Annotated in this window: 21 protein-coding genes; 12 read left to right on the forward strand and 9 right to left on the reverse strand. The window is 68.7% G+C overall.

All coding sequences use genetic code 11. The features are described 5' to 3' along the window. Positions 1-173: 173 nt before the first annotated feature. From VV867_RS16100 to VV867_RS16115, 4 genes are all read left to right on the forward strand, one after another. The gene (locus VV867_RS16100; RefSeq protein ID WP_089393609.1) at positions 174-1,214 is read left to right on the forward strand and encodes a histone deacetylase family protein; all 1,041 of its coding nucleotides are present in this window, start codon (positions 174-176) and stop codon (positions 1,212-1,214) included. A 26-nt stretch (positions 1,215-1,240) separates the two neighbouring features. Continuing rightward, positions 1,241-2,341 carry an extracellular solute-binding protein gene (locus VV867_RS16105; protein WP_109936125.1) on the forward strand — a complete coding sequence of 367 codons (1,101 nt, stop codon included), beginning with the start codon at positions 1,241-1,243 and terminating at the stop codon, positions 2,339-2,341. A gap of 195 nt (positions 2,342-2,536) precedes the next feature. Continuing rightward, positions 2,537-3,469 carry a DMT family transporter gene (locus tag VV867_RS16110; protein WP_328566971.1) on the forward strand — a complete coding sequence of 311 codons (933 nt, stop codon included), beginning with the start codon at positions 2,537-2,539 and terminating at the stop codon, positions 3,467-3,469. Between the two features lie 158 nt (positions 3,470-3,627). Next, positions 3,628-3,759, forward strand: a complete 132-nt coding sequence (locus VV867_RS16115) for a PA1414 family protein (protein WP_256595960.1) — start codon at positions 3,628-3,630, stop codon at positions 3,757-3,759. Between the two features lie 76 nt (positions 3,760-3,835). Here VV867_RS16115 and VV867_RS16120 read toward each other — a convergent pair whose 3' ends face one another. The 6 genes from VV867_RS16120 to speB all read right to left on the reverse strand — a co-directional run bounded on the left by VV867_RS16120 (position 3,836) and on the right by speB (position 10,949). After that, on the reverse strand, positions 3,836-4,561 hold the full coding sequence (locus VV867_RS16120; protein WP_328566972.1) for an MBL fold metallo-hydrolase: 726 nt from the start codon (positions 4,559-4,561) through the stop codon (positions 3,836-3,838). 261 nt (positions 4,562-4,822) lie between these two features. Next, complete coding sequence (locus VV867_RS16125; RefSeq protein WP_328566973.1) at positions 4,823-6,424, reverse strand: 5-guanidino-2-oxopentanoate decarboxylase; 1,602 nt, start codon at positions 6,422-6,424, stop codon at positions 4,823-4,825. A gap of 93 nt (positions 6,425-6,517) precedes the next feature. Next, on the reverse strand, positions 6,518-7,897 hold the full coding sequence (locus tag VV867_RS16130) for a sodium:solute symporter (RefSeq protein WP_109936121.1): 1,380 nt from the start codon (positions 7,895-7,897) through the stop codon (positions 6,518-6,520). A 137-nt stretch (positions 7,898-8,034) separates the two neighbouring features. After that, a complete protein-coding gene (locus VV867_RS16135; RefSeq protein ID WP_109936120.1) occupies positions 8,035-9,549 on the reverse strand; it encodes a purine-cytosine permease family protein in 1,515 nt (504 codons plus the stop codon). A 25-nt stretch (positions 9,550-9,574) separates the two neighbouring features. Next, complete coding sequence (locus VV867_RS16140; protein ID WP_109936119.1) at positions 9,575-9,979, reverse strand: YybH family protein; 405 nt, start codon at positions 9,977-9,979, stop codon at positions 9,575-9,577. A gap of 10 nt (positions 9,980-9,989) precedes the next feature. Next, entirely contained in the window at positions 9,990-10,949 is a 960-nt protein-coding gene (speB, locus tag VV867_RS16145) for an agmatinase (RefSeq protein WP_109936118.1), read from the reverse strand. A 286-nt stretch (positions 10,950-11,235) separates the two neighbouring features. Here speB and VV867_RS16150 point away from each other — a divergent pair, with 286 nt between their 5' ends. The 3 genes from VV867_RS16150 to VV867_RS16160 all read left to right on the forward strand — a co-directional run bounded on the left by VV867_RS16150 (position 11,236) and on the right by VV867_RS16160 (position 13,313). After that, on the forward strand, positions 11,236-12,132 hold the full coding sequence (locus tag VV867_RS16150; RefSeq protein ID WP_089393600.1) for a LysR family transcriptional regulator: 897 nt from the start codon (positions 11,236-11,238) through the stop codon (positions 12,130-12,132). Further along, a complete protein-coding gene (locus VV867_RS16155; protein WP_328566974.1) occupies positions 12,129-12,740 on the forward strand; it encodes a tRNA-uridine aminocarboxypropyltransferase in 612 nt (203 codons plus the stop codon). Before VV867_RS16150 ends, VV867_RS16155 begins: the two co-directional genes overlap by 4 nt. A 141-nt stretch (positions 12,741-12,881) precedes the next feature. Beyond that, positions 12,882-13,313, forward strand: a complete 432-nt coding sequence (locus VV867_RS16160) for an acetyltransferase (protein WP_328566975.1) — start codon at positions 12,882-12,884, stop codon at positions 13,311-13,313. Positions 13,314-13,443: 130 nt separating this feature from the next. On the opposite strand, the gene VV867_RS16165 is transcribed toward VV867_RS16160, so the two are convergent. After that, a complete protein-coding gene (locus VV867_RS16165) occupies positions 13,444-13,812 on the reverse strand; it encodes an antibiotic biosynthesis monooxygenase family protein (RefSeq protein WP_109936115.1) in 369 nt (122 codons plus the stop codon). 72 nt (positions 13,813-13,884) lie between these two features. Between VV867_RS16165 and soxR the strand changes: the two genes are divergently transcribed. Then, positions 13,885-14,373, forward strand: coding sequence for a redox-sensitive transcriptional activator SoxR (gene soxR, locus VV867_RS16170; RefSeq protein WP_109936114.1), 489 nt, complete (start codon positions 13,885-13,887; stop codon positions 14,371-14,373). Here the strand turns inward: soxR and VV867_RS16175 are convergent. Beyond that, positions 14,346-15,305, reverse strand: a complete 960-nt coding sequence (locus tag VV867_RS16175) for a threonine dehydratase (RefSeq protein WP_328566976.1) — start codon at positions 15,303-15,305, stop codon at positions 14,346-14,348. The two genes, soxR and VV867_RS16175, sit on opposite strands and share 28 nt — an antisense overlap. Before the next feature lie 221 nt (positions 15,306-15,526). Between VV867_RS16175 and VV867_RS16180 the strand changes: the two genes are divergently transcribed. The 4 genes from VV867_RS16180 to VV867_RS16195 all read left to right on the forward strand — a co-directional run bounded on the left by VV867_RS16180 (position 15,527) and on the right by VV867_RS16195 (position 20,766). Next, entirely contained in the window at positions 15,527-16,489 is a 963-nt protein-coding gene (locus VV867_RS16180; protein WP_328567000.1) for a DMT family transporter, read from the forward strand. A 145-nt stretch (positions 16,490-16,634) separates the two neighbouring features. Continuing rightward, positions 16,635-17,159: an RNA polymerase sigma factor gene (locus VV867_RS16185; protein ID WP_328566977.1), complete on the forward strand. Its 525-nt coding sequence runs from the start codon at positions 16,635-16,637 to the stop codon at positions 17,157-17,159. Further along, the gene (locus VV867_RS16190; protein ID WP_328566978.1) at positions 17,156-18,097 is read left to right on the forward strand and encodes a FecR family protein; all 942 of its coding nucleotides are present in this window, start codon (positions 17,156-17,158) and stop codon (positions 18,095-18,097) included. The genes VV867_RS16185 and VV867_RS16190 overlap by 4 nt, the downstream gene beginning before the upstream one ends. A 110-nt stretch (positions 18,098-18,207) precedes the next feature. Next, positions 18,208-20,766, forward strand: a complete 2,559-nt coding sequence (locus VV867_RS16195) for a TonB-dependent receptor (RefSeq protein WP_328566979.1) — start codon at positions 18,208-18,210, stop codon at positions 20,764-20,766. Positions 20,767-21,137: 371 nt separating this feature from the next. On the opposite strand, the gene aqpZ is transcribed toward VV867_RS16195, so the two are convergent. Next, entirely contained in the window at positions 21,138-21,824 is a 687-nt protein-coding gene (gene aqpZ / locus VV867_RS16200; RefSeq protein ID WP_328566980.1) for an aquaporin Z, read from the reverse strand. Positions 21,825-21,903: the final 79 nt, after the last annotated feature.

Raw genomic sequence — 21,903 nt, forward strand, 5'->3', positions numbered from 1 at the left:
AGCCATTCTCCAGAGCATAGCGAGCCGATGGGAAATGGTAAGGGGCGCTGTGGTAAAGGGCCATAAATGTTGGCCATATCTATCCCCTTTTGGCCGCTGCCACCGTTCAGCCGAGGCCGCCCGAATGGGCAGAATCCCCCCACCAAGAACAACAAAGCCGAGAGGTTTTATTCATGTTGACCGTCTACAGCGACGATCATCGCCTGCATTTCGGCCAGTCCGAACTGGTCGATGGCAAGCTCCAGCCCTGCTTCGAAATGCCCAGCCGCGCCGACACCGTGCTGGCCCGGGTGCAGTCGCAGAACCTCGGCGAGATCATCGCGCCGAAGGATTTCGGCCTGGATGCGATCCACCGCGTGCACGATCCGAAGTACGTCGCCTTCCTCAAGGGCGCCTGGGCCCGCTGGGCCGCCGAGGGCCACACCGGCGACCTGGTCTCCACCACCTTCCCGGGCCGCCGCCTGCGCCGCGACGGGCCCATCCCCACCGCGCTGATGGGCGAGCTGGGCCACTACAGCTTCGACACCGAGGCGCCGATCACCGCCGGCACCTGGCAGGCCATCTACAGTTCGGCGCAGGTCGCGCTGACCGCCCAGGACCACATGCGCCAGGGCGCGCGCACCGCCTTCGGCCTGTGCCGCCCGCCGGGCCACCACGCCGGCAGCGATTTCATGGGCGGCTACTGCTTCATCAACAACGCCTCCGTCGTCGCCCAGGCCTTCCTCGACCAGGGCGCCAGGCGCGTGGCCATCCTCGACGTCGACTACCACCACGGCAACGGCACCCAGGAGCTGTTCTACGATCGCGGCGACGTGCTCTTCGCCTCCATCCACGGCGACCCGCTGGTGGAGTACCCGTACTTCCTCGGCCATGCCGACGAGCGCGGCGAAGGGGCGGGCGAGGGCTTCAACCACAACTACCCGCTGGCCCACGGCACCGGCTGGGACGGCTGGTCCGCCGCCCTGGAGGATGCCTGCCGCAAGATCGCCGCCTACGCGCCGGACGCGGTGGTGGTATCCCTCGGCGTGGACACCTACAAGGACGACCCGATCTCCCAGTTCAAGCTGGACTCCCCGGACTACCTGCGCATGGGCGAACGCATCGCCGCCCTGGGCCTGCCGACGCTGTTCATCATGGAAGGCGGCTACGCGGTGGAAGCCATCGGGGTGAACGCGGTCAATGTCCTGCAGGGTTACGAAGGAGCCGCCCGCTGAGGGCGCGCCATTTCGAGGAGCGAGTCATGCGCCAGAACAAGAAGATCATCCGCGGCCTGCTCGGCGTGGCATTGCTGGCTGCCGCCGGCGTGGCCAGCGCCGAGCCGGCGGTGCGCATCTACAACTGGTTCGACTACATCGGCCCGGACACCCTCAAGGGCTTCCAGAAGGACACGGGCATCGCGCCCAAGTACGACGTCTACGACAGCAACGAGGTGCTGGAGGCCAAGCTGCTCTCCGGGCATTCGGGCTACGACCTGGTGGTGCCCAGCGACAGCTTCCTGCCCAACTACCTCAAGGCCGGCGTGTTCCAGCCGCTGGACAAGAGCAAGCTGCCGAACTGGAAGAACCTCAACCCGGCGCTGCTCAAGGTGCTGGAGAGCAAGGACCCGGGCAACCAGTACGCCATGCCCTACATGTGGGGCACCAACGGCATCGCCTACAACGTCGACAAGGTGAAGGCGGTGCTCGGCGACAACGCGCCGGTGGATTCCTGGGACCTGATCTTCAAGCCGGAGAACCTCGCCAAGCTCAAGCAGTGCGGCGTGGCCTTCCTCGACTCGCCCACCGAGGTGATCCCCGAGGCCCTGCACTACCTGGGGCTGTCGCCGAACAGCCACGACCCGGCGGACTACGCCAAGGCCGAGGCGTTGCTGAGCAGCCTGCGCCCGTACATCACCTACTTCAGCTCCTCGAAGTTCGTCACTGACCTGGCCAACGGCGACGTCTGCGTGGCCATGGCCTGGTCCGGCGGCGCCATGCAGGCGGCCAACCGCGCCAGGGAGGCGAAGAACGGCATCCACATCGAATACCGCATTCCCAGGGAGGGCACCGCGGCCTGGTTCGACGTGCTGGCCATTCCGAAGGACGCGCAGAACGTCGAGCAGGCCCACGCCTTCCTCAACTACCTGCTGCGCCCGGAGGTGGTGGCGCCGATCTCCGACTACGTGGCCTACGCCAACCCCAACCAGGCGGCGGACAAGCTGATCTCCGCCGACCTGCGCGACAACCCCAACGTCTACCCGCCGGCCGAGGTGCAGGCCAGGTTGTACTCGGTGGAGATGCTGCCGCCCAAGCTGGAGCGCATCCGCACCCGTACCTGGAGCAAGGTCAAGACCGGGCAGTGAGTTGACGCTGTGACGGCCGGCGGTGTCGGATTTGTGCTGGTACCGTTCGTCGCTTGGCTGGAATAATCGGCGGTACTACTTTCGAGTACCGCCGTTTTCCTTGCGAGTCGGTACCCGTTTCGCCATTGCCGAGCCTGCCATGAAACTGCCTGACCGCCGTTGCACCCTTCCTTCGTCCCGACAGCGGAGGTGCGCATGACGCCGCCGACGCGCAAGGGCGCCGATGCCTTCGCCCTGCAGGTGATGCTGGGGCTGTGCCTGATCTGGGGCATGCAGCAGGTGGCGGTGAAGTTCGCCGCCGGCGACATCGCCCCCATCATGCAGGCCTTCGGCCGCAACCTGGTGGCCGCGCTGCTGGTGGGCGCGCTGGTGCTCTGGCGCGGCGACTGGAGGGCCGTGGGCCAGGGCACCCTGGCCGGCGGCGCGCTGGCCGGGCTGCTGTTCGCCGTGGAGTTCCTGTTCATCGCCCAGGGGCTGGTGTACACCAGCGCCTCGCACATGGCGGTGTTCATCTACACGGCGCCGATCTTCTCCGCCCTGGGCCTGCACTTCCTGCTGCCCAGCGAGCGCCTGCGGCCGCTGCAGTGGCTGGGCATCGCGGTGTGCTTCGGCGGCATCGCCCTGTGCTTCGGCGGCGGCTTCGACCTGCAGCACATGGACGCGCGCATGCTGCTGGGCGACTTCTTCGGCGTGCTGGCCGGGGCGGCGTGGGGCGCCACCACGGTGGTGGTGCGTACCACCCGCCTGTCGGAGGCGCCGGCCAGCCTGACGCTGTTCTACCAGTTGTTCGCCGCCGCGCTGCTGCTGCCGTTCCTCGCCCTGGCCCTGGGCGAGTTCGGCAACGTGCGCTTCACCGCGGTGGGCGTGGGCAGCGTGCTGTTCCAGGGCGTGGTGGTGTCCTTCTTCAGCTATTTCACCTGGTTCTGGCTGCTGCGCCGCTACCTGGCCTCGAACCTGGCGGTGTTCTCCTTCATGACGCCGGTGTTCGGCATAGCCTTCGGCGTGCTGCTGCTGCACGAGCCGCTGGCCTGGAACTTCGTCGCCGGCGCGGTGCTGGTGCTGGCGGGGATTTCCCTGGTCAGCGGCGAGGCGTGGGTCCGCCGGACATTGCGCGGCAAGCGTGCCTGATCTTGATCCAGGTCAGCGGCCGGAGGCCGGCCGACGCGTAGTCTTTGTTGCAAGGAGTGAGTGGCACGGGCGGAGAGTGGGACGCCGGGCTACTCTACTCTGAGGGCGGCCCGGGTCAGTGGGCCGCCCGACCTCTTCCACCGCAAAGGAGGCATCCCATGAAATTCTGGCTGCAAACCCTGGCATGGAAACTGGGTGTAACGCTCGGCCTCATCGAGCCTCCGCGCCTGCAACCCATTCCCATTCCCAGCGACGAGCAAAGGCGTTACACGGAGCAACGCCGGCGCTGAGTGCTCCTGAAAGCTCCTGTTGCGACACAGCCTCTGCCCGCCTCGTGCGGGCAGATTGCATTCCGTACCCGGCGTTTCAGCCGTGGGCCGCGAACCATTCGTCGATGATCACGCGCAGGCGTTCCCCGGAAAAGCTCGGGAAATGCCCGCCGTGCACGGTGCGCACCGGCAACTGGCGCAGGCGCTCCAGGCTGCGGGCGTAGTCGTCCAGGTTGGAGTGGTAGGCATCCTCGATCAGCGGGCCGTCGTAGACGATGTCGCCGGAGAACAGCGTCTGCGTGCCGGCTTCCCACAGGCTGATGCCGCCCGGCGAATGGCCGGGGGTGTGCAGCACTTCCAGCACGCGGTCGCCCAGGTCCAGCACGTCGCCCTCGTCGATGGTGCGCGTGGCCGGCGCCGCCTTCACCCGGTACTCGGCGTAGCACAGCGGGCAGTCCGGGTGGGCCTCGAACATCTCGTCGCCGACGAAGGCCGTGGCCAGGGTGCGCTCGCCGTCGGGGCTGGCGAGGATGTCGGCCTCGGCCGGGTGGCACAGGCGCTCGGGGAATTCGTAGTGGCCGGCGATGTGGTCGAAATGGGTGTGGCTGGCCACCGCCAGCAGCGGCCGCTCGGTGAGCCAGGGCAACTGCTCGCGCAGGCTGACCAGGCCGGAACCGCTGTCCACCAGCAGGTCGCGCTCGCGGCCCTGGATGTGCCACATGTTGCAGCGGTAGAAGGGGCGCACCCAGGGCTCGTGAATGAGGCTGACGCCGTCGTAGCAGTGGCGGACCTCGAACCAGCGGTCGCGGGTGACGATTTTCATGGGCGGGGCCTGTTCCGGGGCGTTGATCTTGGCGTAGGAGCGGACCTTGTCCGCGATAGCCGGGTGTCACGGCGCGATTCGCGGACAAGGTCCGCTCCTACAGGGTGGCATAGCTGCGGCGCTGATGTAGGGCGAATAACCGTTCGCGGTTATCCGCCGCTGGCCGTGCTACCGGGGTGTCCGGCGTGCCCGGTGCATCCAGTCGCGGACTCTGTCCGCGATCATGGCGGATAACGCCGTAGGCGTTATGCGCCCTACGGGTCAGGGCGCGAACGGTGCCGCCTCCATCACTTCCACGATCAACGGCCGATCACCCGGCGCATTGCGCAGCAACGCCTGCAGGTGCTCGTAATCCCGCGCCCGCTCCGCCTCGCAGCCGAAGCCACGGGCGATGGCGAGGAAGTCCGGGGTGTAGATATCCACACCCAGCGGGGTGATGTCGCGGCGTTCCATGTAGCGCTTGATCTCGCCGTAGCCGTGGTTGTTCCACAGCAGCACCACTATGCCCACCTTGGCTTCCACGGCGCTGGCCAGTTCGGTCAGGGTGAACTGCAGGCCGCCGTCGCCCATCAGGCTGATCACCGGGCGGCTCGGGTCGCCCAGTTTCGCGCCGATGGCCGCCGGCAGGCCGTAGCCGAGGGTGCCGTAGCCGGTGGAGGCGTTGAACCAGCGGCGGCCGCCGTCCAGTTCCACCAGGTGGTTGCCGCTGTACACGGTTTGCGTGGAGTCGCCGACGAAGCGGGCGTCCGGCAGCACTTCGAGAATCTTGCCGAACAGCGTGCGGTAGTGCGCCCAGCCGCCGAAGTCCTCGGCCAGTTGCGCGCGTACCTTGGCCGCGCGCTGGGCGCCGGGGCTGTCCGGGCTGGCCTCGCGGGCCGGCAGCAGTTCCAGCAGGGCGCGCATGGCGGTGCGGGCGTCGGCGTGGATGGCCACGCTCGGCGTGTAGTTGCGCATCAGCTGCTGCGGGTCGATGTCGATGCGGATCAGCTCGCCGCCGATGCGGAAGTTGCCGTCGAATACCACGTCGTAGTCGGTCTCGCCCAGCTCGGTGCCGATGGCCAGGACCACGTCGGCCTCTTGCGCGAGTTCACGCACCGGGACCAGCGACTGGTTGCTGCCGATCAGCAGCGGGTGTTCCGGCTGCAGCAGGCCCTTGGCGTTGATGGTCAGCGCGGTGGGGGCGTCCAGGGCAATGGCCAGGGCGCGGGCCTCGGCCTGGGCTTCCACGCAGCCGCCGCCGAGCAGCAGCAGCGGCTTCTGCGCCTTGGCCAGCTTGGCCGCCGCCTCGTGCAGCGGCGAGCGCGCCGGGGCCGGGCGGGCCAGTTGCACGCGCGGGCGCACCTGCATGTGGTCGGCCGGGGCGGTGATGATGTCCAGCGGCAGCTCGATGTGCACCGGGCGCGGGCGTTCGCTGTCGAACACGGCGAAGGCGCGGGCCAGCACCGTCGGCAGTTCCTCGACGCTCATCAGGGTGTGGCTGAAGGCGCTCACCCCGGCGGTCATGGCGCGCTGGTTGGGCAGCTCGTGCAGGTAGCCGTTGCCGTGGGCCAGGCGCGAGCGCTCGTTGACGCTGGAAATCACCAGCATCGGGATGGAGTCGGCGTAGGCCTGGCCCATGGCGGTGAGGATGTTGGTCATGCCCGGGCCGGTGATGATGAAGCACACGCCCGGCTTGCCGGTGACGCGCGCGTAGCCGTCGGCCATGAAGCCGGCGCCCTGCTCGTGGCGCGGGGTGACGTGGCGGATGGCGCTGCCCGGCAGGCCGCGGTACAGCTCGACGGTGTGCACGCCGGGGATGCCGAAGACGGTATCCACGCCCCAGGCTTCGAGTTGCTTGACGAGGAATTCGCCGCAGGTGGTCATGGCAGTTCCTTTTGTTCGTGGGTGAGGAAGTGGGGAAAACGAAGAGGGCGCGGAGATCGACTCGCCGCGCCCTTGTTCATCGCACCGTGCGCGTCAGGCGACGCTGGCGGCCGCCGCCGGGCGGCGCGACAGCAGGCTGACCACGACGAAGCTCACCAGGCCGACGGCCAGGCTGTAGTAGATCGGGGTGTTGGCGTCGAAGCCATCCTTGAGCATGAACACCAGGGCGGTGACGAAGCCCAGGCTCATGCTGCTGATGGCGCCGGCGGTGGTGGCGCGCTTCCAGTAGATGGCGCCGATCAGCGGGATCAGCATGCCGCCCACCAGCAGGTTGTAGGCCAGGGTCAGGGCGCTGATCACGTCGTTCACCACCAGGGCGATGGCCAGTACCACCAGGCCGGTGAGGGCGGTGAACAGGCGGTTGATGCCAAGGCTCGAGGTCTTGCCGCCACGCAGTTTCGGCAGCAGGTCCTCGGTCAGGGTGGTGGAGGCGGCCAGCAGGCCTGCGCTGGCGGTGGACATCATCGCGGCCAGGGCGGCGGCGATCACCAGGCCGCGGATGCCATCCGGCAGCGAGGCCTGGACGATGGCGGCGAAGGCGTTGTTGACGTTGTCCAGGTTGGGCAGCAGGACCTTGGCGCACATGCCGATCAGCGCGCCGACCAGGCCGTAGATCACGCAGTACACGCCGGCTACGGTGCCGGCGTACTTGGCCACGCCCTCGCTGCGCGCGGTGAACACGCGCTGCCAGATGTCCTGGCCGATGAGGATGCCGAAGAAGTAGATCAGGAAGTAGGTGATGATGGTGTCGTAGCCGATGGTGTGGAAGCTGAAGGCGCTCGCCGGCAGCTTGGCCACCAGCTCGTCCCAGCCGCCGACGCGGTACAGGCAGATCGGCAGCAGCAGGAACATCAGGCCGACGGTCTTGATGATGAACTGGACGATGTCGGTGAGGGTCAGCGACCACATGCCGCCGATGGTCGAGTAGACCACCACCACGCCACCGCCGAGCAGCACCGAGACCCAGAACGGCAGGCCGAACAGCACCTGCATCACGGTGCCGATGGCCAGGGTGGAGACGGTGCCGATCATCAGCGCGTAGGCGAACATGATCACCGCGCTGGCCTGGCGCGCCATGGGGTTGTAGCGGCGCTCCAGGACCTGGGTGACGGTGAAGATGCGCAGCTTCAGCAGCGGCTTGGCCAGGAACAGGTTCAGCGCGATGATGCCGGCGCCCAGCGCGGCGCACAGCCAGAAGCCGGAGATGCCGTGGACGTAGCCCAGGCGCACGGTGCCGACGGTGGAGGCGCCGCCGAGCACGGTGGCGGCCATGGTGCCCATGTAGAACGACGGGCCGAGGTTGCGTCCTGCTACCAGAAAGTCCTCGTGGGTCTTCGCCCGGCGCATGCCGTACCAGCCCAGTACCAGCATGCCGGCGGCATAGATCAGAACGACGATTATATCCAAGGCCATGATCGGCTCCTCACACTCGAATTGTCATTGTTGCCGGCCGCGGGTGGCGGACGGTAGGCCAGCGGACCGGTGGCAACCGGCCCGTCGGCGTCTCACAGGTACTTGCTTGGTGCTGCGCCCAGGCAGGGGGCGCGGGCTCAGGCCGCCGGCTCGTTGATGCCGAGCACCGGGCGGTCGTGGCTGCCGACCCAGCGCGGGCCTTGCGGGCCGTACACCCCGGCGGATTCCGGGAAGGTGCGCAGCAGGGTCAGGTAGAGCAGGGCGGCCAGGCCCAGGGTCACCGGCAGGCTGATGTCGATGCCGCCGGCCAGGTCGCCCAGCGGGCCGACGAACTGGCCCGGCAGGTTGACGAAGCACAGGCCGAGGATCGCGCTGGGGATCCAGGCGCCCATGCCGCGCCAGTTCCAGCCGTGGTGGAACCAGTAGGCGCCGCCTTGCTGGCCGCGGGTGAACACCTGCAGGTCGTCGGCGTGGTAGAAGCCGCGGCGGGTGATCAGGCCGAGGATCATGATCACCATCCAGGGGCTGGTGCAGGTGATGATCAGCACGGCGAAGGTGGACACGCTCTGCACCAGGTTGGCGGCGAAGCGGCCGATGAAGATGAAGGCGATGGACAGCAGGCCGATGAACAGGGTGGCCTGCACGCGGTTGAGCAGCCGCGGGAACACGCTGGACATGTCCAGGCCGGTGCCGTACAGCGAGGTGGTGCCGGTGGACATGCCGCCGATGGTGGCGATCAGGCACACCGGCAGGAAGAACCAGCTCGGCGAGATGGCCAGCAGGCCGCCGACGTAGTTGTTCGCGGCGATGTAGTCCGGTGCCTTGACGGCCACGATGGTGGCGGTGACCAGGCCGAAGAAGAACGGGATCAGCGTGGCCAGCTGCGACAGCAGCACCGCCAGCATGATGCGCTGCTTGGAGGCCTGGCGCGGGATGTAGCGGGCCCAGTCGCCGAGGAAGGCGCCGAAGGACACCGGGTTGCTCATGGCCAGCAGGGTGGCGCCGATGAAGGCGGCCCAGAAGCCCTCGCTACCCAGCTGCACGCTGCCGGCGTAGCCGGCGTCGAAGGGGCCGGCGAAGGCGAACACGCCCAGCAGGAACAGCAGGCTGGCGGCCCACACGGCGATCTTGTTGACCAGCAGCATGAAGCGGAAGCCATAGATGCACACGGTCAGCACCAGCACCGCGAACAGGCCGTAGGCCAGGCCCAGGGTCAGGTCGGTTTCCGGCAGGCCGAACAGGCGCTTGGCGCCGCCGACCAGGGCATCACCCGAGCTCCATACGGACAGCGAGAAGAAGGCGATGGCGGTGAGCAGCGAGAGGAACGAACCGACGATCCGCCCGTGCACGCCGAAGTGCGCACCCGAGGAGACCGCGTTGTTGGTGCCGTTGATCGGGCCGAACAGGCCCATGGGCGCCAGGATCAGCGCGCCGACCAGCACGCCCAGGACGATGGCCCAGGCGCCGGCCTGGAACGACAGCCCGAAGAGCACCGGGAAGCTGCCGAGCACGGCGGTGGCGAAGGTGTTGGCGCCACCGAAGATCATGCGGAACAGGTCGGTGGGCGTGGCGTTGCGCTCGGCGTCGGGAATCTGTTCGACGCCGAAGGTCTCGATGGTCGTGATTGCGTGTGCGTTGTTCTTGTTATCCATGACTTCCTCCCGGGAAAGTCCTGCCTCATGGCGTCGGCGACAGGTGCTCGTGGACGGCCAGCCAGCGGCCTTGTTGTTGTTCACGGCGGAAGACGATGGTCTCCCGCTCGTGGTTCAGGCTCTCCGTTCCCTGGATGCGCAGCCGCGTGGCGACGTCGTGGCTGAAGATCGCCACGTCCTCGCCCTGCAGGCTGACAAAGGTGTTGCTGGACTGGCAGTCGAGGACCTCGAAGCCGTCGTCACGCAACCAGCCCTCCCACACCTCGCGGTAGGCCGCGCGGGTGCGCAGCGGCTGCGGCCAGTTGTGGAAGATGAAGCTGGCGTCTTCGCTGAAGGCCGCGAAGTAGGCCTCGGTGTCGGTGCGCGCGAAGGCTGCCACGAGCGCGCGGGCAGCCTCCAGCACCTGTGCTACGCAGGCGTCTTTGTGCATTTGTGGTCACTCAGCGGCGCTGTACGCCCGGGAGGATGCAGAGCATTTCGTACAGCAGGTTGGCGCCGAGCAACGAGGTGTTGCCGGTGGTGTCGTAGGGCGGGGAGACCTCGACCAGGTCGCAGCCGATGATGTCCAGGCCCTGGCAGCCACGCACGATCTCCATCGCCTGGATGGTGGTCAGGCCGCCGATTTCCGGGGTGCCGGTACCGGGCGCCCAGGCCGGGTCGATGCCGTCGATGTCGAAGGACAGGTACACCGGGCCGCCGCCGACCTTCTCGCGCACCTCGGCCATCAGCGGGGCCAGCGACTGGTGCCAGCACTCTTCGGCCTGCACCACGCGGAAGCCCTGCTTGCGGCTCCAGTTGAAGTCCTCGGCGGTGTAGCCCTGGGCGCGCAGGCCGATCTGCACCACGCGGTCGCAGTCCAGCAGGCCCTCTTCCACGGCGCGGCGGAAGGTGGTGCCGTGGGCGATCTTCTCGCCGAACATGTGGTCGTTGACGTCGGCGTGGGCGTCGATGTGGACCAGGCCGACCTTGCCATGCTTCTTGTGGATGGCGCGCAGGATCGGCAGGGTGATGGTGTGGTCGCCGCCAAGGGTCAGCGGGACGATGCCGTGGTCGAGGATCTTGTCGTAGGCCTCCTCGATGATGCGCACGGCCTCCAGCAGGTTGAAGGTGTTGATCGCCACGTCACCGATGTCGGCGATGTTCAGCGAGTCGAAGGGCGCAGCGCCGGTGGCCATGTTGTACGGACGGATCATCACCGATTCGGCGCGGATCTCGCGGGGCCCGAAACGGGTGCCGGAGCGCAGGGAGGTGCCGATGTCCAGGGGCACGCCGACGAAGGCGGCGTCGAGCTCGTTGAGCGCTTCCGGAGCCTGGATATGCGGCAGGCGCATCATGGTGGCGATGCCACCGAAGCGCGGCATTTCGTTTCCGCCCAGGGGCTGGTGGAGTTTCTTGTCCATGGGTAGGCCTCACGGGATTCGCTGTTTTCGTGGAAACAGGCTTGTTGATACTGGGGCCGGATTCTGGTCATGCCCGGTAGTGGGAAAAATCGCTGGCTACAAATAATCAGTTCAGAGTTTTCTAAACTTATTTCCGCGGCTAGACTGCGTTGCCCTGTCGCAGCCCCCTCGGCGCCGGGCCCGCCGCATGTGACCTGCAGGTCGGGCGACGACGAACGGTCTGGCCCGGTGCCAGTCCACGGACGGCTGAACTGGAGCCTCTTCACCCCGAATTCCGGAGCCCTTCATGAGCGCCAGCGCCCTGCCCGACGTCAAGCTTCTGCGGATTTTCGCCTGCGTGGTGCGCAACCAGGGCTTCGCCTCGGCGCAGCAGGAGCTGAACCTGTCCACCTCGGCGATCAGCACCTACATGAGCCAGTTGGAGAACCAGCTGGGCATCGTGCTCTGCCACCGTGGCCGCGGCGGCTTCGGCCTGACCAGCAAGGGCGAGCTGTTCCACCAGGAAACCCTGCGCATCCTCGGCGAACTGGAAGGCTTCGAGCGCTATGCGGCCACCCTCAAGGGCGAGTTGCGCGGCACCCTCAACCTCGGCGTGCTGGACTCCACCGTGAGCGACCCGGCGCTGCCGCTGGCCGACGTCATCGGCTCCTTCAGCGGCCTGCACCCGGCGGTGCACCTGCACCTGCAGGTGCAGAGCCCCTACGAACTGCAACTGGCGGTGCTGGACAACCGCCTGGACCTCGCCATCGGCTCCTTCTTCAGCCGCATGAACGGCCTGGTCTACCAGCCGCTGTACCGCGAGCAGCACTGGCTGTACTGCAGCGACCGCCACCCGCTGTTCGACGGCCGGCGCATCCCCGCCGAGCTGATCACCCAGCAGCGCATGGTCGGCCGAGGCTACTGGAGCCAGGCGGAACTGGCGCGCCACGGCTTCAAGCACAGCGCGGCGACCGTGGAAAGTATGGAAGCGCAGCTGATCCTGATCCTCTCCGGCGGCTACATCGGCTACCTGCCCGAACACTACGCGCACCCCTGGGTGGAGCAGGGCAGGCTGCGCGCGCTGCTGCCGGCCACCTTCGGCTACCAGGCGCCGTTCTCGCTGATCCTGCGCCGCGGCCGCTCCCGCGAGCCGCTGATCCAGAACTTCCGCGACCTGCTGCGCACGCAGCCGGGCAAACCATGAGCCGCGCCCGCTGCGAACGCTGCCTGCGGCCGCAGGGCCATTGCCTGTGCGCGCTGATCCCGCATCTGGACAACCGCACCCGCATACTCCTGCTGCAGCACCCCAGCGAAGTCGGCCACGCCCTGAACACCGCGCGCCTGGCGGCCCTCGGCCTGGCCAACGCCGAACTGCGGGTGGGCGAGGATTTCAGCGGCCTCGACCTCTCCGCCGAGGACGCCTGGCTGCTGTTCCCCGGCGAAAGCGCCATCCCCCTCGCCGAACTGGCCACCCGCCCGGCCACCCGGCCGCGCCTGCTGGTGGTGCCCGACGGCACCTGGCGCAAGGCGCGCAAGCTGCTGCACCTCAACCCGCACCTGGCGGCCCTGCCGCGGCTGGTCCTGCCCGAGGGCCTGAGCTCGCGCTACCGCCTGCGCAAGGCGCCGGCCGAAGGCGCGCTGTCGACCATCGAGGCGGTGGCGCATGTGTTGAACGCCCTGGATGCGCCGCAATCCTTCGACGCGCTGCTGCGCCCGTTCGAGGCGCTGATCGACGGGCAGATCGCGGCGATGGGAGAGGAGACTTTCAGGCGCAATCACCAGCGCGAGTTGAAACCCCGGCATGAATCGTAGGGCGCATAACCGTTCGCGGTTATCCGCCGACACACCGCGGCTACAGCCAACGCCAAGGTCGGCCCCGGAGCCGCCGGGAACCGAGGCCAAACGGCGGATAACGCCTCAGGCGTTATGCGCCCTACAAGACAGGACGCAATCATGCTCATTCGCCAGCGCTTCGCCGCGGACAACCCGACCCTGCTGGACATCTGGCTGCGCGCAGTGCGCGCCACCCACGACTTCATCGGTGAGGCCGACATCGCCGAACTGCTGCCCCAGGTGCGCGACCTCTACCTGCCGGCGGTGGAGGTGTGGGTCGCCGTGGACAGCGACGACCAGCCCCTGGGCTTCATCGGCCTCGATGAAAACCATGTGGAAATGCTCTTCATCGACCCCGAGCGCCGCGGGCAGGGCATAGGTACCGCGCTGCTCGACTTCCTGCGCGAGACGCGCGGCGTGCTGACTGTCGACGTCAACGAGCAGAACCCGCAGGCGGTGGGGTTCTACCGGCACTACGGCTTCCACGACACCGGCCGCTCCGAGACCGACGGGCAGGGCCGGCCGTTCCCGCTGCTGCACATGAGCCTGTAGGGAAGAACCGGCCTGGCGGCCGGATCGCGGACGGAGTCCGCTCCTACGCCCGTGCCTTTTGGAACCGTAGGAGCAACTGTCTTGCAGTCCGCGCCGGGGTGCTCTTTGTAGGAGCGGGCAGGGCCCGCCCTCAGGCCAACTGCTCCGCCACCAGGAAGCTGTCGAAGTGGATGCTCCTGGCGCCCAGCCGCAGCAGGCTGTCGCTGAACAGTTCGCTGCGGGTGGCGCCGCAGTCCCAGGCGGCTTCCCAGTCCTCGCGGCTGCGCCAGTGCACGCAGCCGAGCAGATGGCGGCCGTCGTCGCTGGCGCGCAGTTCCGCGCCCAGGTAGCCCGGGGCCTGGTGGAACAGCTCGCGCAGCTGTTCCAGGTAGCGGCCCAGGCGCTCGGCGATGTCGGCCTGCTGCGCCGTCGCCACCTCGATGTCGATCAACAGGGCGAAATGCGCCGGGCTCTCGGCGTGTTGGGCGTCGGTGCTGCAGTAGGCGCTGGGAATGATCATGGATGGCTCCTGGGCTTGAAGGCAGACGCAGGCGAGGGTAAAACCTCAACTTAACTTGAGGTCAAGCCCGCCATGCCGAGAAAACCTTCGAACCCGCACGTACCCCATGAGCTGAGCGTCGGCGAGCTGGCCAGGCGCGCCGGCGTGGCCGTGTCCGCGCTGCATTTCTACGAGGCCAGGGGGCTGATCCATAGCACCCGCAACGCCGGCAACCAGCGCCGCTACCCGCGCGACGTGCTGCGCCGGGTGGCGGTGATCAAGGTGGCGCAGCGCGTCGGAATTCCGCTGAACGAGATCGCCGAGGCCCTGGCCAGCCTGCCCAGCGCTCGCGCGCCCATGGCCGCCGACTGGGCGCGGCTGTCGGCGCGCTGGCGCGACGACCTGGACGAACGCATCGCCAAGCTGGTGCTGCTGCGCGACCAGCTCAACGGCTGCATTGGTTGCGGTTGCCTGTCGCTGGAGAGCTGCCCGCTGCGCAACCCCGGCGACAGGCTGGCGCAGGAAGGGCCGGGGGCGCACTGGCAGGGGCCGGCTCAGCCGCCGGACAGTTCCCGGGCGTAGACCTCGCGGTCGACGTTGCCGCCGCTGAGCACCAGGCCCACCTTCAGCCCGCGCAGCGTCTCGCGCTCCTGCAGGGCCGCGGCCAGCGCAGCGGCGCCAGCGCCCTCGGCGACGTTGTGGGTGGCGGTGAACAGCAGGCGCATGGCAGCGCCGACTTCCGCATCGCTGACCTGGACGAAATGGTCGGCGCCGCCGCGGATCATCGCCACCGCATTCGGCTCCGGCGTGGTGCAGGCCATGCCGTCGGCCAACTGCGTGCTGGTGGCGTGGAACACCGGCTCGCCGGCGGCGAAGGACAGCGCGTAGGCCGGCGCATGGCTGGAGACCACGCCGACGATGCGCGTCTTCAGGCCCAGGGCGTCGCGCGCGGCGATCATCCCGCAGATGCCCGAGCCCATGCCCACCGGCACGTAGCACACGTCCAGGCCGGGCAGGGCGCGCAGCAGTTCCAGGCTGTAGCTGGCCACCCCGGCCACCAGCCAGGGGTGGAACGAGGGGATCAGGTGCAGGCCGTCGCGCTCGGCCAGTTCGCCGGCGTATTCGCGGGAGGCCTGGAAGTCCTCGCCGTGCTCGATCAGGTTGGCGCCCAGGGCGCGCATGGCGGCGTTCTTCTCGCGGCTGTTGCCGTGGGGCACGACTATGGTCGCCGGCATGCCCAGGCGCGCCGCGGCGAAGGCGATGGACTGGCCGTGGTTGCCGCGGGTGGCGCTGATCACCCCGGCCGGGCAGGGGGCCTGGGCCGCCAGGTGGTGGAAGTAGACCAGCCCGCCGCGCAGTTTGAAGGCGCCCACCGGCGAATGGTTCTCGTGCTTCACCCAGGCTTCGCAGCCCAGGGCTTCCACCAGCAGGGGCCAGCGGATCTGCGGGGTGGGCGGCAGGCTGCGGTGGACGATGGCGGCGGCGGCTTCGAGGGCGGGCAGGCTGAGCGGCATGGGGGTTCTCCTATGGGAAGAAGCCAGTCTAGGGCGGCGTGCCGAAGATGCGACAGGTACAGCTGGGGAGAGGATTTTTCGCCGGCCCGTAGCGGGGCTTCCGACCATGAGCGTCCGAGTGTGCCGCCGGACCGGTACAGTTGTGCCGCCGAACTGTTCCTGTCGAGCGCCCCCGGCGCTGGCATAGCATGGCTGACCGCACACGCGAAGGGCTGTCCTCCATGCACGTTTCCTCCGGCCGCTGGCAATTCGGCCTGTTCCTCTCCCTGGTCACCGCCGTGCTCTGGGGCATCCTGCCGATCAAGCTGAAGGAAGTCCTGAAGGTGATGGACCCGGTGACCGTCACCTGGTTCCGCCTGGTGGCCGCCGGCGGCGTGCTGTTCGTCTGGCTGGCCGTGCGCGGGCAGCTGCCGCGCTTCCGCCCGCTGGGCCGGCGCGGCGGCGGCCTGGTGCTGCTGGCGGTGCTGGGGCTGACCGGCAACTACGTGTTCTACCTGGTCGGCCTGCGCCTGCTCACCCCGGGGACTACCCAGCTGGTGATCCAGATCGCGCCCATCCTGCTGCTGCTCGGCAGCCTGTTCGTCTTCAAGGAAAGCTTCAGCCTCGGCCAGGGGCTGGGCCTGCTGGTGCTGCTGGGCGGCTTCGCGTTGTTCTTCAACCAGCGCCTCGGGGAGCTGTTCGGCTCGCTGGGCGACTACACCCTGGGCGTACTGGTGGTGGTGTTCGCGGCTTTCGTCTGGACCTTCTACGGCCTGGCGCAGAAGCAGCTGCTGACGCAGTGGAACTCGCTGCAGGTGATGATGGTGATCTACCTCGGCTGCGCGCTGCTGCTCAGCCCCTGGGCGCAGCCGCAGCAGGTGCTGCTGCTGAACGGCGTGCAGGCCTGGCTGCTGCTGGCCTGCTGCCTGAACACCCTGGTGGCCTACGGCGCCTTCGCCGAGGCCCTGGCCCACTGGGAAGCCTCGCGGGTCAGCGCGACCCTGGCGCTGACGCCCCTGGTGACCATCGCCGCGGTGGCCCTGGCGGCCAGCCTGTGGCCCGGGCACCTGCAGCCGGAAAGCCTCAACGGCCCGGCCTACCTGGGGGCGCTGCTGGTGGTCTCGGGCTCGGCGCTGACCGCGCTGGCGCCGTCGCTGCTGCGCAGCTACCGGGCGCGGCGGGCGAGGGCGGCGCTGTCGTCCTGAGCCGTCCCTTTAATTTTGCGAGTGATATGCATTATCATTTGCGAAATTGCAGCAGTGGTCCGGCGCGGATGAAGCCGGTGCGGGGACGTTATCGTGAATGCGGGAAGGGTGGCCGACAGGGCCGCGAGGCAGCGGGGGCGGGGCCGTGGATGAAGGCTTCCGCCACTCGGTGGCGCAGGCCTACCAGGCCTTCCATGGCGAGCTGCTGCGCTTTCTGCACCGCAACCTGGGCAGTTCGGCCGATGCCGCGGACCTGGCCCAGGACACTTTCGCCCAGTGGCTGAAGTCCGCCTCGCGCCAGCAGGTGCGGCAACCGCGCGCCTTCCTCTTCCAGATCGCCCGTAACCTGCTGCGCGACCACTGGCGCCGCCAGGACGGCCGGCGCCCGTCCGCCGCCGACGGCCAGGCGCAGGAAACCGCCGAGCCGGCCAGCGAGGGCCGCGAACCCATGCTGCAACTGGAGCGCCAGCGCTACCTGCGCCACCTGGCCATGGCCCTGGACAGCCTGCCGCCGCGCCGCCGCGAGGCCTTCGTGCTGCACAAGTTCGACGGCCTGTCCCAGGCCGAGGTGGCGCAGCGCATGGGGATATCCCTGAGCATGGTGGAGAAGCACGTGGCCGCCGCCCTGCTGCATTGCAAGCGGCAGATGCAAGGAGAGGACGAGGCATGAGCCCGCAGCAGGAGCGACAGAGGATCATCGACGAACTGGCCGCCAAGTGGTTCAGCCGCCTGCGCGCCGGCGCCGACGAGCGCGAGCGCCAGGCCTGGCGCCAGTGGCTGGCCGAGGACGCGGCGCACGAGCGCGCCTACCGCGCCATCGAAAGCCTGTGGGACGACTTCGACCTGCTGCCGCGCCCGGCCCTGGCGCCGGCTCGCCGTATGCCGCACTGGCGCGGCCTGGCGACTGCCGCGGCGGTGCTGGCTGCCGTGCTGCTCGGCGCCATGCCCTGGGGGCGGCCGCTGGTGGACCCGCAACTGAGCCAGGCCAGCGCCCCCGGCGAGCAGCGCGAGCTGCGCCTGGCCGACGGCTCGCGGCTGTTCCTGGCCGGCGACTCCGCGGTGCGGGTGGACTTCGGCGGCGCCTACCGCGAGGTACGGCTGCTGCGCGGCGAAGCCTATTTCGAGGTAGCCCATGACAGCGCCCGGCCGTTCCGCGTGCGCGCCGGCGACAGCCGCGTGCGCGTGGTGGGCACGCGCTTCGACCTGCGCCTGGCGGAGGACGGCCTGCAGGTGGCGGTCAACGACGGCAAGGTGGCCCTGCAGCCGCGGTTGGACCAGGCGCGGGAACAGCCCCTGGTGCGCGGCGACCTGGCTCAGGTGGCCGCCGACGGCGCGCTGCGGCTCGACCGCATCGACCCCGCCCGGGTGGCCGACTGGCGCGACGGCCTGCTGCGTTTCCGCGAGCGGCCGCTGGGCGAGCTGGTGGAGGAACTCTCGCGCTACCGCGGCGCGCCTATCCGCCTGGGCGACCCGCGCCTGGCCCAGCGGCGGTTGTCCGGCAGCGTGCGCATCGCCCGCCTGGACGACTTCCTCGCCGCCTTGCCGGCGCTGGCGGACGTGCGCGTGCGCCGGCAGGCCGATGGCAGTGCCCTGGTCCTGCCGCGCTGACGGCAAAGAAGAAATATTTTCATTCGCAGGTGTGGGTTCTTCGCATTTTCGCGTCTTCCCCGTCGTTCGCCGCGATCGTGCGGCCCTATCGTCCCCGGGGAGGACTCGCCATGTTGTCTCGCTTCACCCTTCCGCTTTCCCGCCCGCTGGCCTGCGCGGCGCTGCTCGGCGGCCTGCTGCTGGCCGAATACAGCCGCGGTGCCGACCTGCAACTGGCGCTGCCGGCGCAGCCGCTGAGCGCGGCGCTGGGCCAGTTGGCCGAGCAGGCGCAGGTCCAGGTGCTGTTCGACGAGGCCCAGCTGCAGGGCCTGCAGGCGCCGGCGGTGCAGGGCCGCTACGGCGTGCGCGAAGCCCTGGAGCGCCTGCTGCAGGGTACCTCGCTGGAGCTGGTGGAGGCCGGCCAGGGCTTCGTGGTGCGCCGCCGCGGCAAGGTCGACGCCTTCCAGGACAACGCCCTGCAACTGGACGCGCAGACCATCGTCGGTACCGGCCAGTCGGTGGATGCCAGCAGCGTCGGGCGCTCGACCCTGACGCGCAAGGACATCGAGCGCATCCAGGCCGACAACATCCCCAGCCTGCTCGACACCCTGCCCGGGGTGAGCATGGGCGGCTCGCCCAAGCCCGGCGGGCAGACCGTCAACATCTGGGGCCTGGGCGACGCCGAGGACGTGCCCTTCACCCTCGACGGCGCGCCCAAGAGCGGCTTCGAGCGCTACCAGCAGGGCACCGTGTTCATCGAGCCGGAGCTGATCAAGCGCATCGAGGTGGAGAAGGGCCCGCACTCGGTGTTCAACGGCAACGGCGGCTTCGGCGGCACCGTGCACATGGAGACCAAGGACGCCGGCGACCTGCTGCGCGACGGCAAGGACGTCGGCGCCATGCTCAAGTACGGCTACCACTCCAACGACCAGCAGAAGATCTACAGCGGCGCGGTCTACGGCCGCAGCGAGGACCGCAAGGTCGACGCCCTGGCCTACTACACCGCGCGCGACGGCCGCGACATCAAGCTGGCCGGGCACATCCCCGACCCGGAGGGGCGCTACCCGATCAACCCGCAGCGCTTGCCCAACAGCGCCCAGGACCTGGACGCCGGGCTGTTCAAGCTGAACCTGCACCCGAACCCGGACAACGACCTGGGCTTCGCCTACAGCCGTTCGCAAAGCACCCGCTGGACGCCGTTCTCCTCGGCCAGCTACCCGACCCCGCCGACCCAGTCGAGCATCGACAAGTACGGCTACGAGGCGGCGCTCAAGCGCTTGCTGGCGCACCGCGACACCACCGACACCACCTGGTCCGGCAAGTACCAGTACCACCCCATCGACAACCCGCTGGTGGACCTGCTGCTGCAGTATTCCGAGTCCCACGTCGAGCAGACCGACGAGCGCAACCCGGACGCCTTCTTCCAGGTCGCCACCGGCGGGCAGAAGATGGACACCGACTACCGCGACAAGGTGCTGGAGCTGCGCAACACCAGCCTGTTCGACACCGGGCCGCTGCAACACGCCTTCACCGTCGGCGCGCAACTGCACAAGCACACCCGCGATACGCAGATGTACATCCCCGGCTCCACCTACGACACCGCGCGCTACAACTACGGCCGCTTCCAGCCGGCCTTCATGCCCAGCGGCAAGCAGCTCGCCCGCAGCGCCTACGTGCAGGACGCGCTGACCTGGGGCAGTGTGACCGTCACCCCGTCGCTGCGCTTCGACCAGGTGCGCAATGCCGGCAAGGCCAACGACGCGCCCCTCTACAACAATGCCGCCCAGGGCCACGACTACAGCTCGCAGACCTACAGCGGTTGGTCGCCGCGCCTGTCGCTGTTCTGGACCGCCACCGAGCGCGTGGCCTTCTTCGCCGACTACTCGCGCACCTGGCGCGCGCCGGTGATCGACGAGCAGTACGAGGTGCAGAACAGCAGCACCATCAGCGCCACCAGCCGCGACCTGGACGCCGAGCGCATCCACGCCCTGCGCCTGGGCAACATCGTCAACCTGCCGGACCTGTTCGTCGCCGGCGACAACCTGCAGGTGCGCACCACGCTGTTCCAGAACAAGATCAAGGACGAGATCTTCCGCACCCGCAGCGTGGCCTGCGAGCAGCAGTCCATCGACGACGGCAGCATCGGCGGCAGTTGCGCCGGCATGCTGCCGCTGAGCAACTACCGCAACCTGCCGGGGGCGACCTACAAGGGCTTCGAGATCGAGAGCTTCTACGACAGCGAGCGGCTGTTCGCCGGGCTGTCGTACAGCTGGGTGGAAGGCAGGCACGACGGCGCCTACAGCAACCCCTGGGGCCCCAACGTCTGGGCCCGCGACGTGCCGCCGGCCAAATGGGTGGCGACCCTCGGCGTGAAGTTCCCCGACTGGGACGCGCAGATGGGCTGGCAGGGCGAGTTCGTCCGCCAGACCGACCGCCTGCCCAGCGACAAGTATTCCGGCGGCATGGGCACGGTGGCGGGCGACAGCTACTGGGACCAGACGGTCAACGACAGCTACGACACCCAGCGCGTCTTCGCCAGCTGGAAGCCACGGCGCCTGGGCCTGGAGAATACCGAGCTGAACCTCACGGTGGATAACCTGTTCAACCGCGATTACCACCCGGCGCTGTCGGGGGACAACGTCTACAGCCAGGGGCGTAATGCGAAGTTCAGTGTGACTCAGTACTTCTGAGGTTGTGGTGGCGATGGGGATCGCTTTGCTCGGCCCGTCCTATGGGGCGTTGTGTTTGCCGGGGGAGGTGAGTTCCGAAGAGCACCCTCTCCCTAACCCTCTCCCTGAAGGGAGAGGGGACCGTTTGGCGTGCGCGGGTGTTTCGGCGTTAGCCGGCAACTGCGGGATTCCCAACTGACTCCATTTCCCTTCTCGGCACGGACTAGCCCCCTCTCCCTTCAGGGAGAGGGCTGGGGAGAGGGGAAAGCCCGAGCGCCGATGTCATTCCCTGTAGGAGCGCGCCCTGCGCGCGAATCGCGGGCAGGGCGCGCTCCTACATTCGCTGGGAATGCCGTATTTCTCCTATAGGAGCGGACTCCGTCCAGGGGCGCTCAACGCCCGCGGATCAGCCGCCAGGCCAGCGCGCCCAGCACCCCGCCGGCCAGCGGCGCGACCCAGAACGCCCACAGTTGCTGCAGCGCCCAGGGATCGGTGAAGGGGGCCACGCCCAGGCTGCGCGCCGGGTTCACCGAGGTGTTGCTGACCGGGATGCTGACCAGGTGGATCAGCGCCAGGGCCAGGCCGATGGCCAGCGGCGCGAAGCCGGCCGGGGCGTCGCGGTCGGTGGCGCCCATGATGATGAACAGGAAGACCGCGCTCATCAGCACCTCGCACAGCAGCACCGCCTGCAGGCTGTAGCCGCCCGGCGAGTGCTCGGCGTAGCCGTTGGCGGCGAAGCCCTTGAGCGGGTCGAAGCCGGCGGCGCCGCTGGCGATGGAGTAGAGCGCCGCGCCCGCCAGCAGGCCGCCGGCCACCTGGGCCAGCACGTAGGGCAGCAGTTGATGGGCGGGAAAGCGGCCGCCGACGCACAGCCCCAGGCTCACCGCCGGGTTGAAGTGGCCGCCGGAGATCGGCCCCACGGCGTAGGCCATGGTCACCACGGTCAGGCCGAAGGCCAGCGACACCCCCAGCAGGCCGATGCCGACGCTGCCGAATTGCGCGGCCAGCACGGCGCTGCCGCAGCCGCCGAAGACCAGCCAGAAGGTTCCGAGCAGTTCGGCACCGAGTTTGCGAAACATGTTTCCTCCCTAGACAGGCAATGCGCCGCTGGAATGGCGGCGAGGGCCGGGATGCTAGGCGAGGAGGGTGGGAGGGGGC

The sequence above is a fragment of the Pseudomonas sp. JH-2 genome (genome assembly GCF_036231725.1).
Taxonomy (GTDB): domain Bacteria; phylum Pseudomonadota; class Gammaproteobacteria; order Pseudomonadales; family Pseudomonadaceae; genus Pseudomonas; species Pseudomonas delhiensis.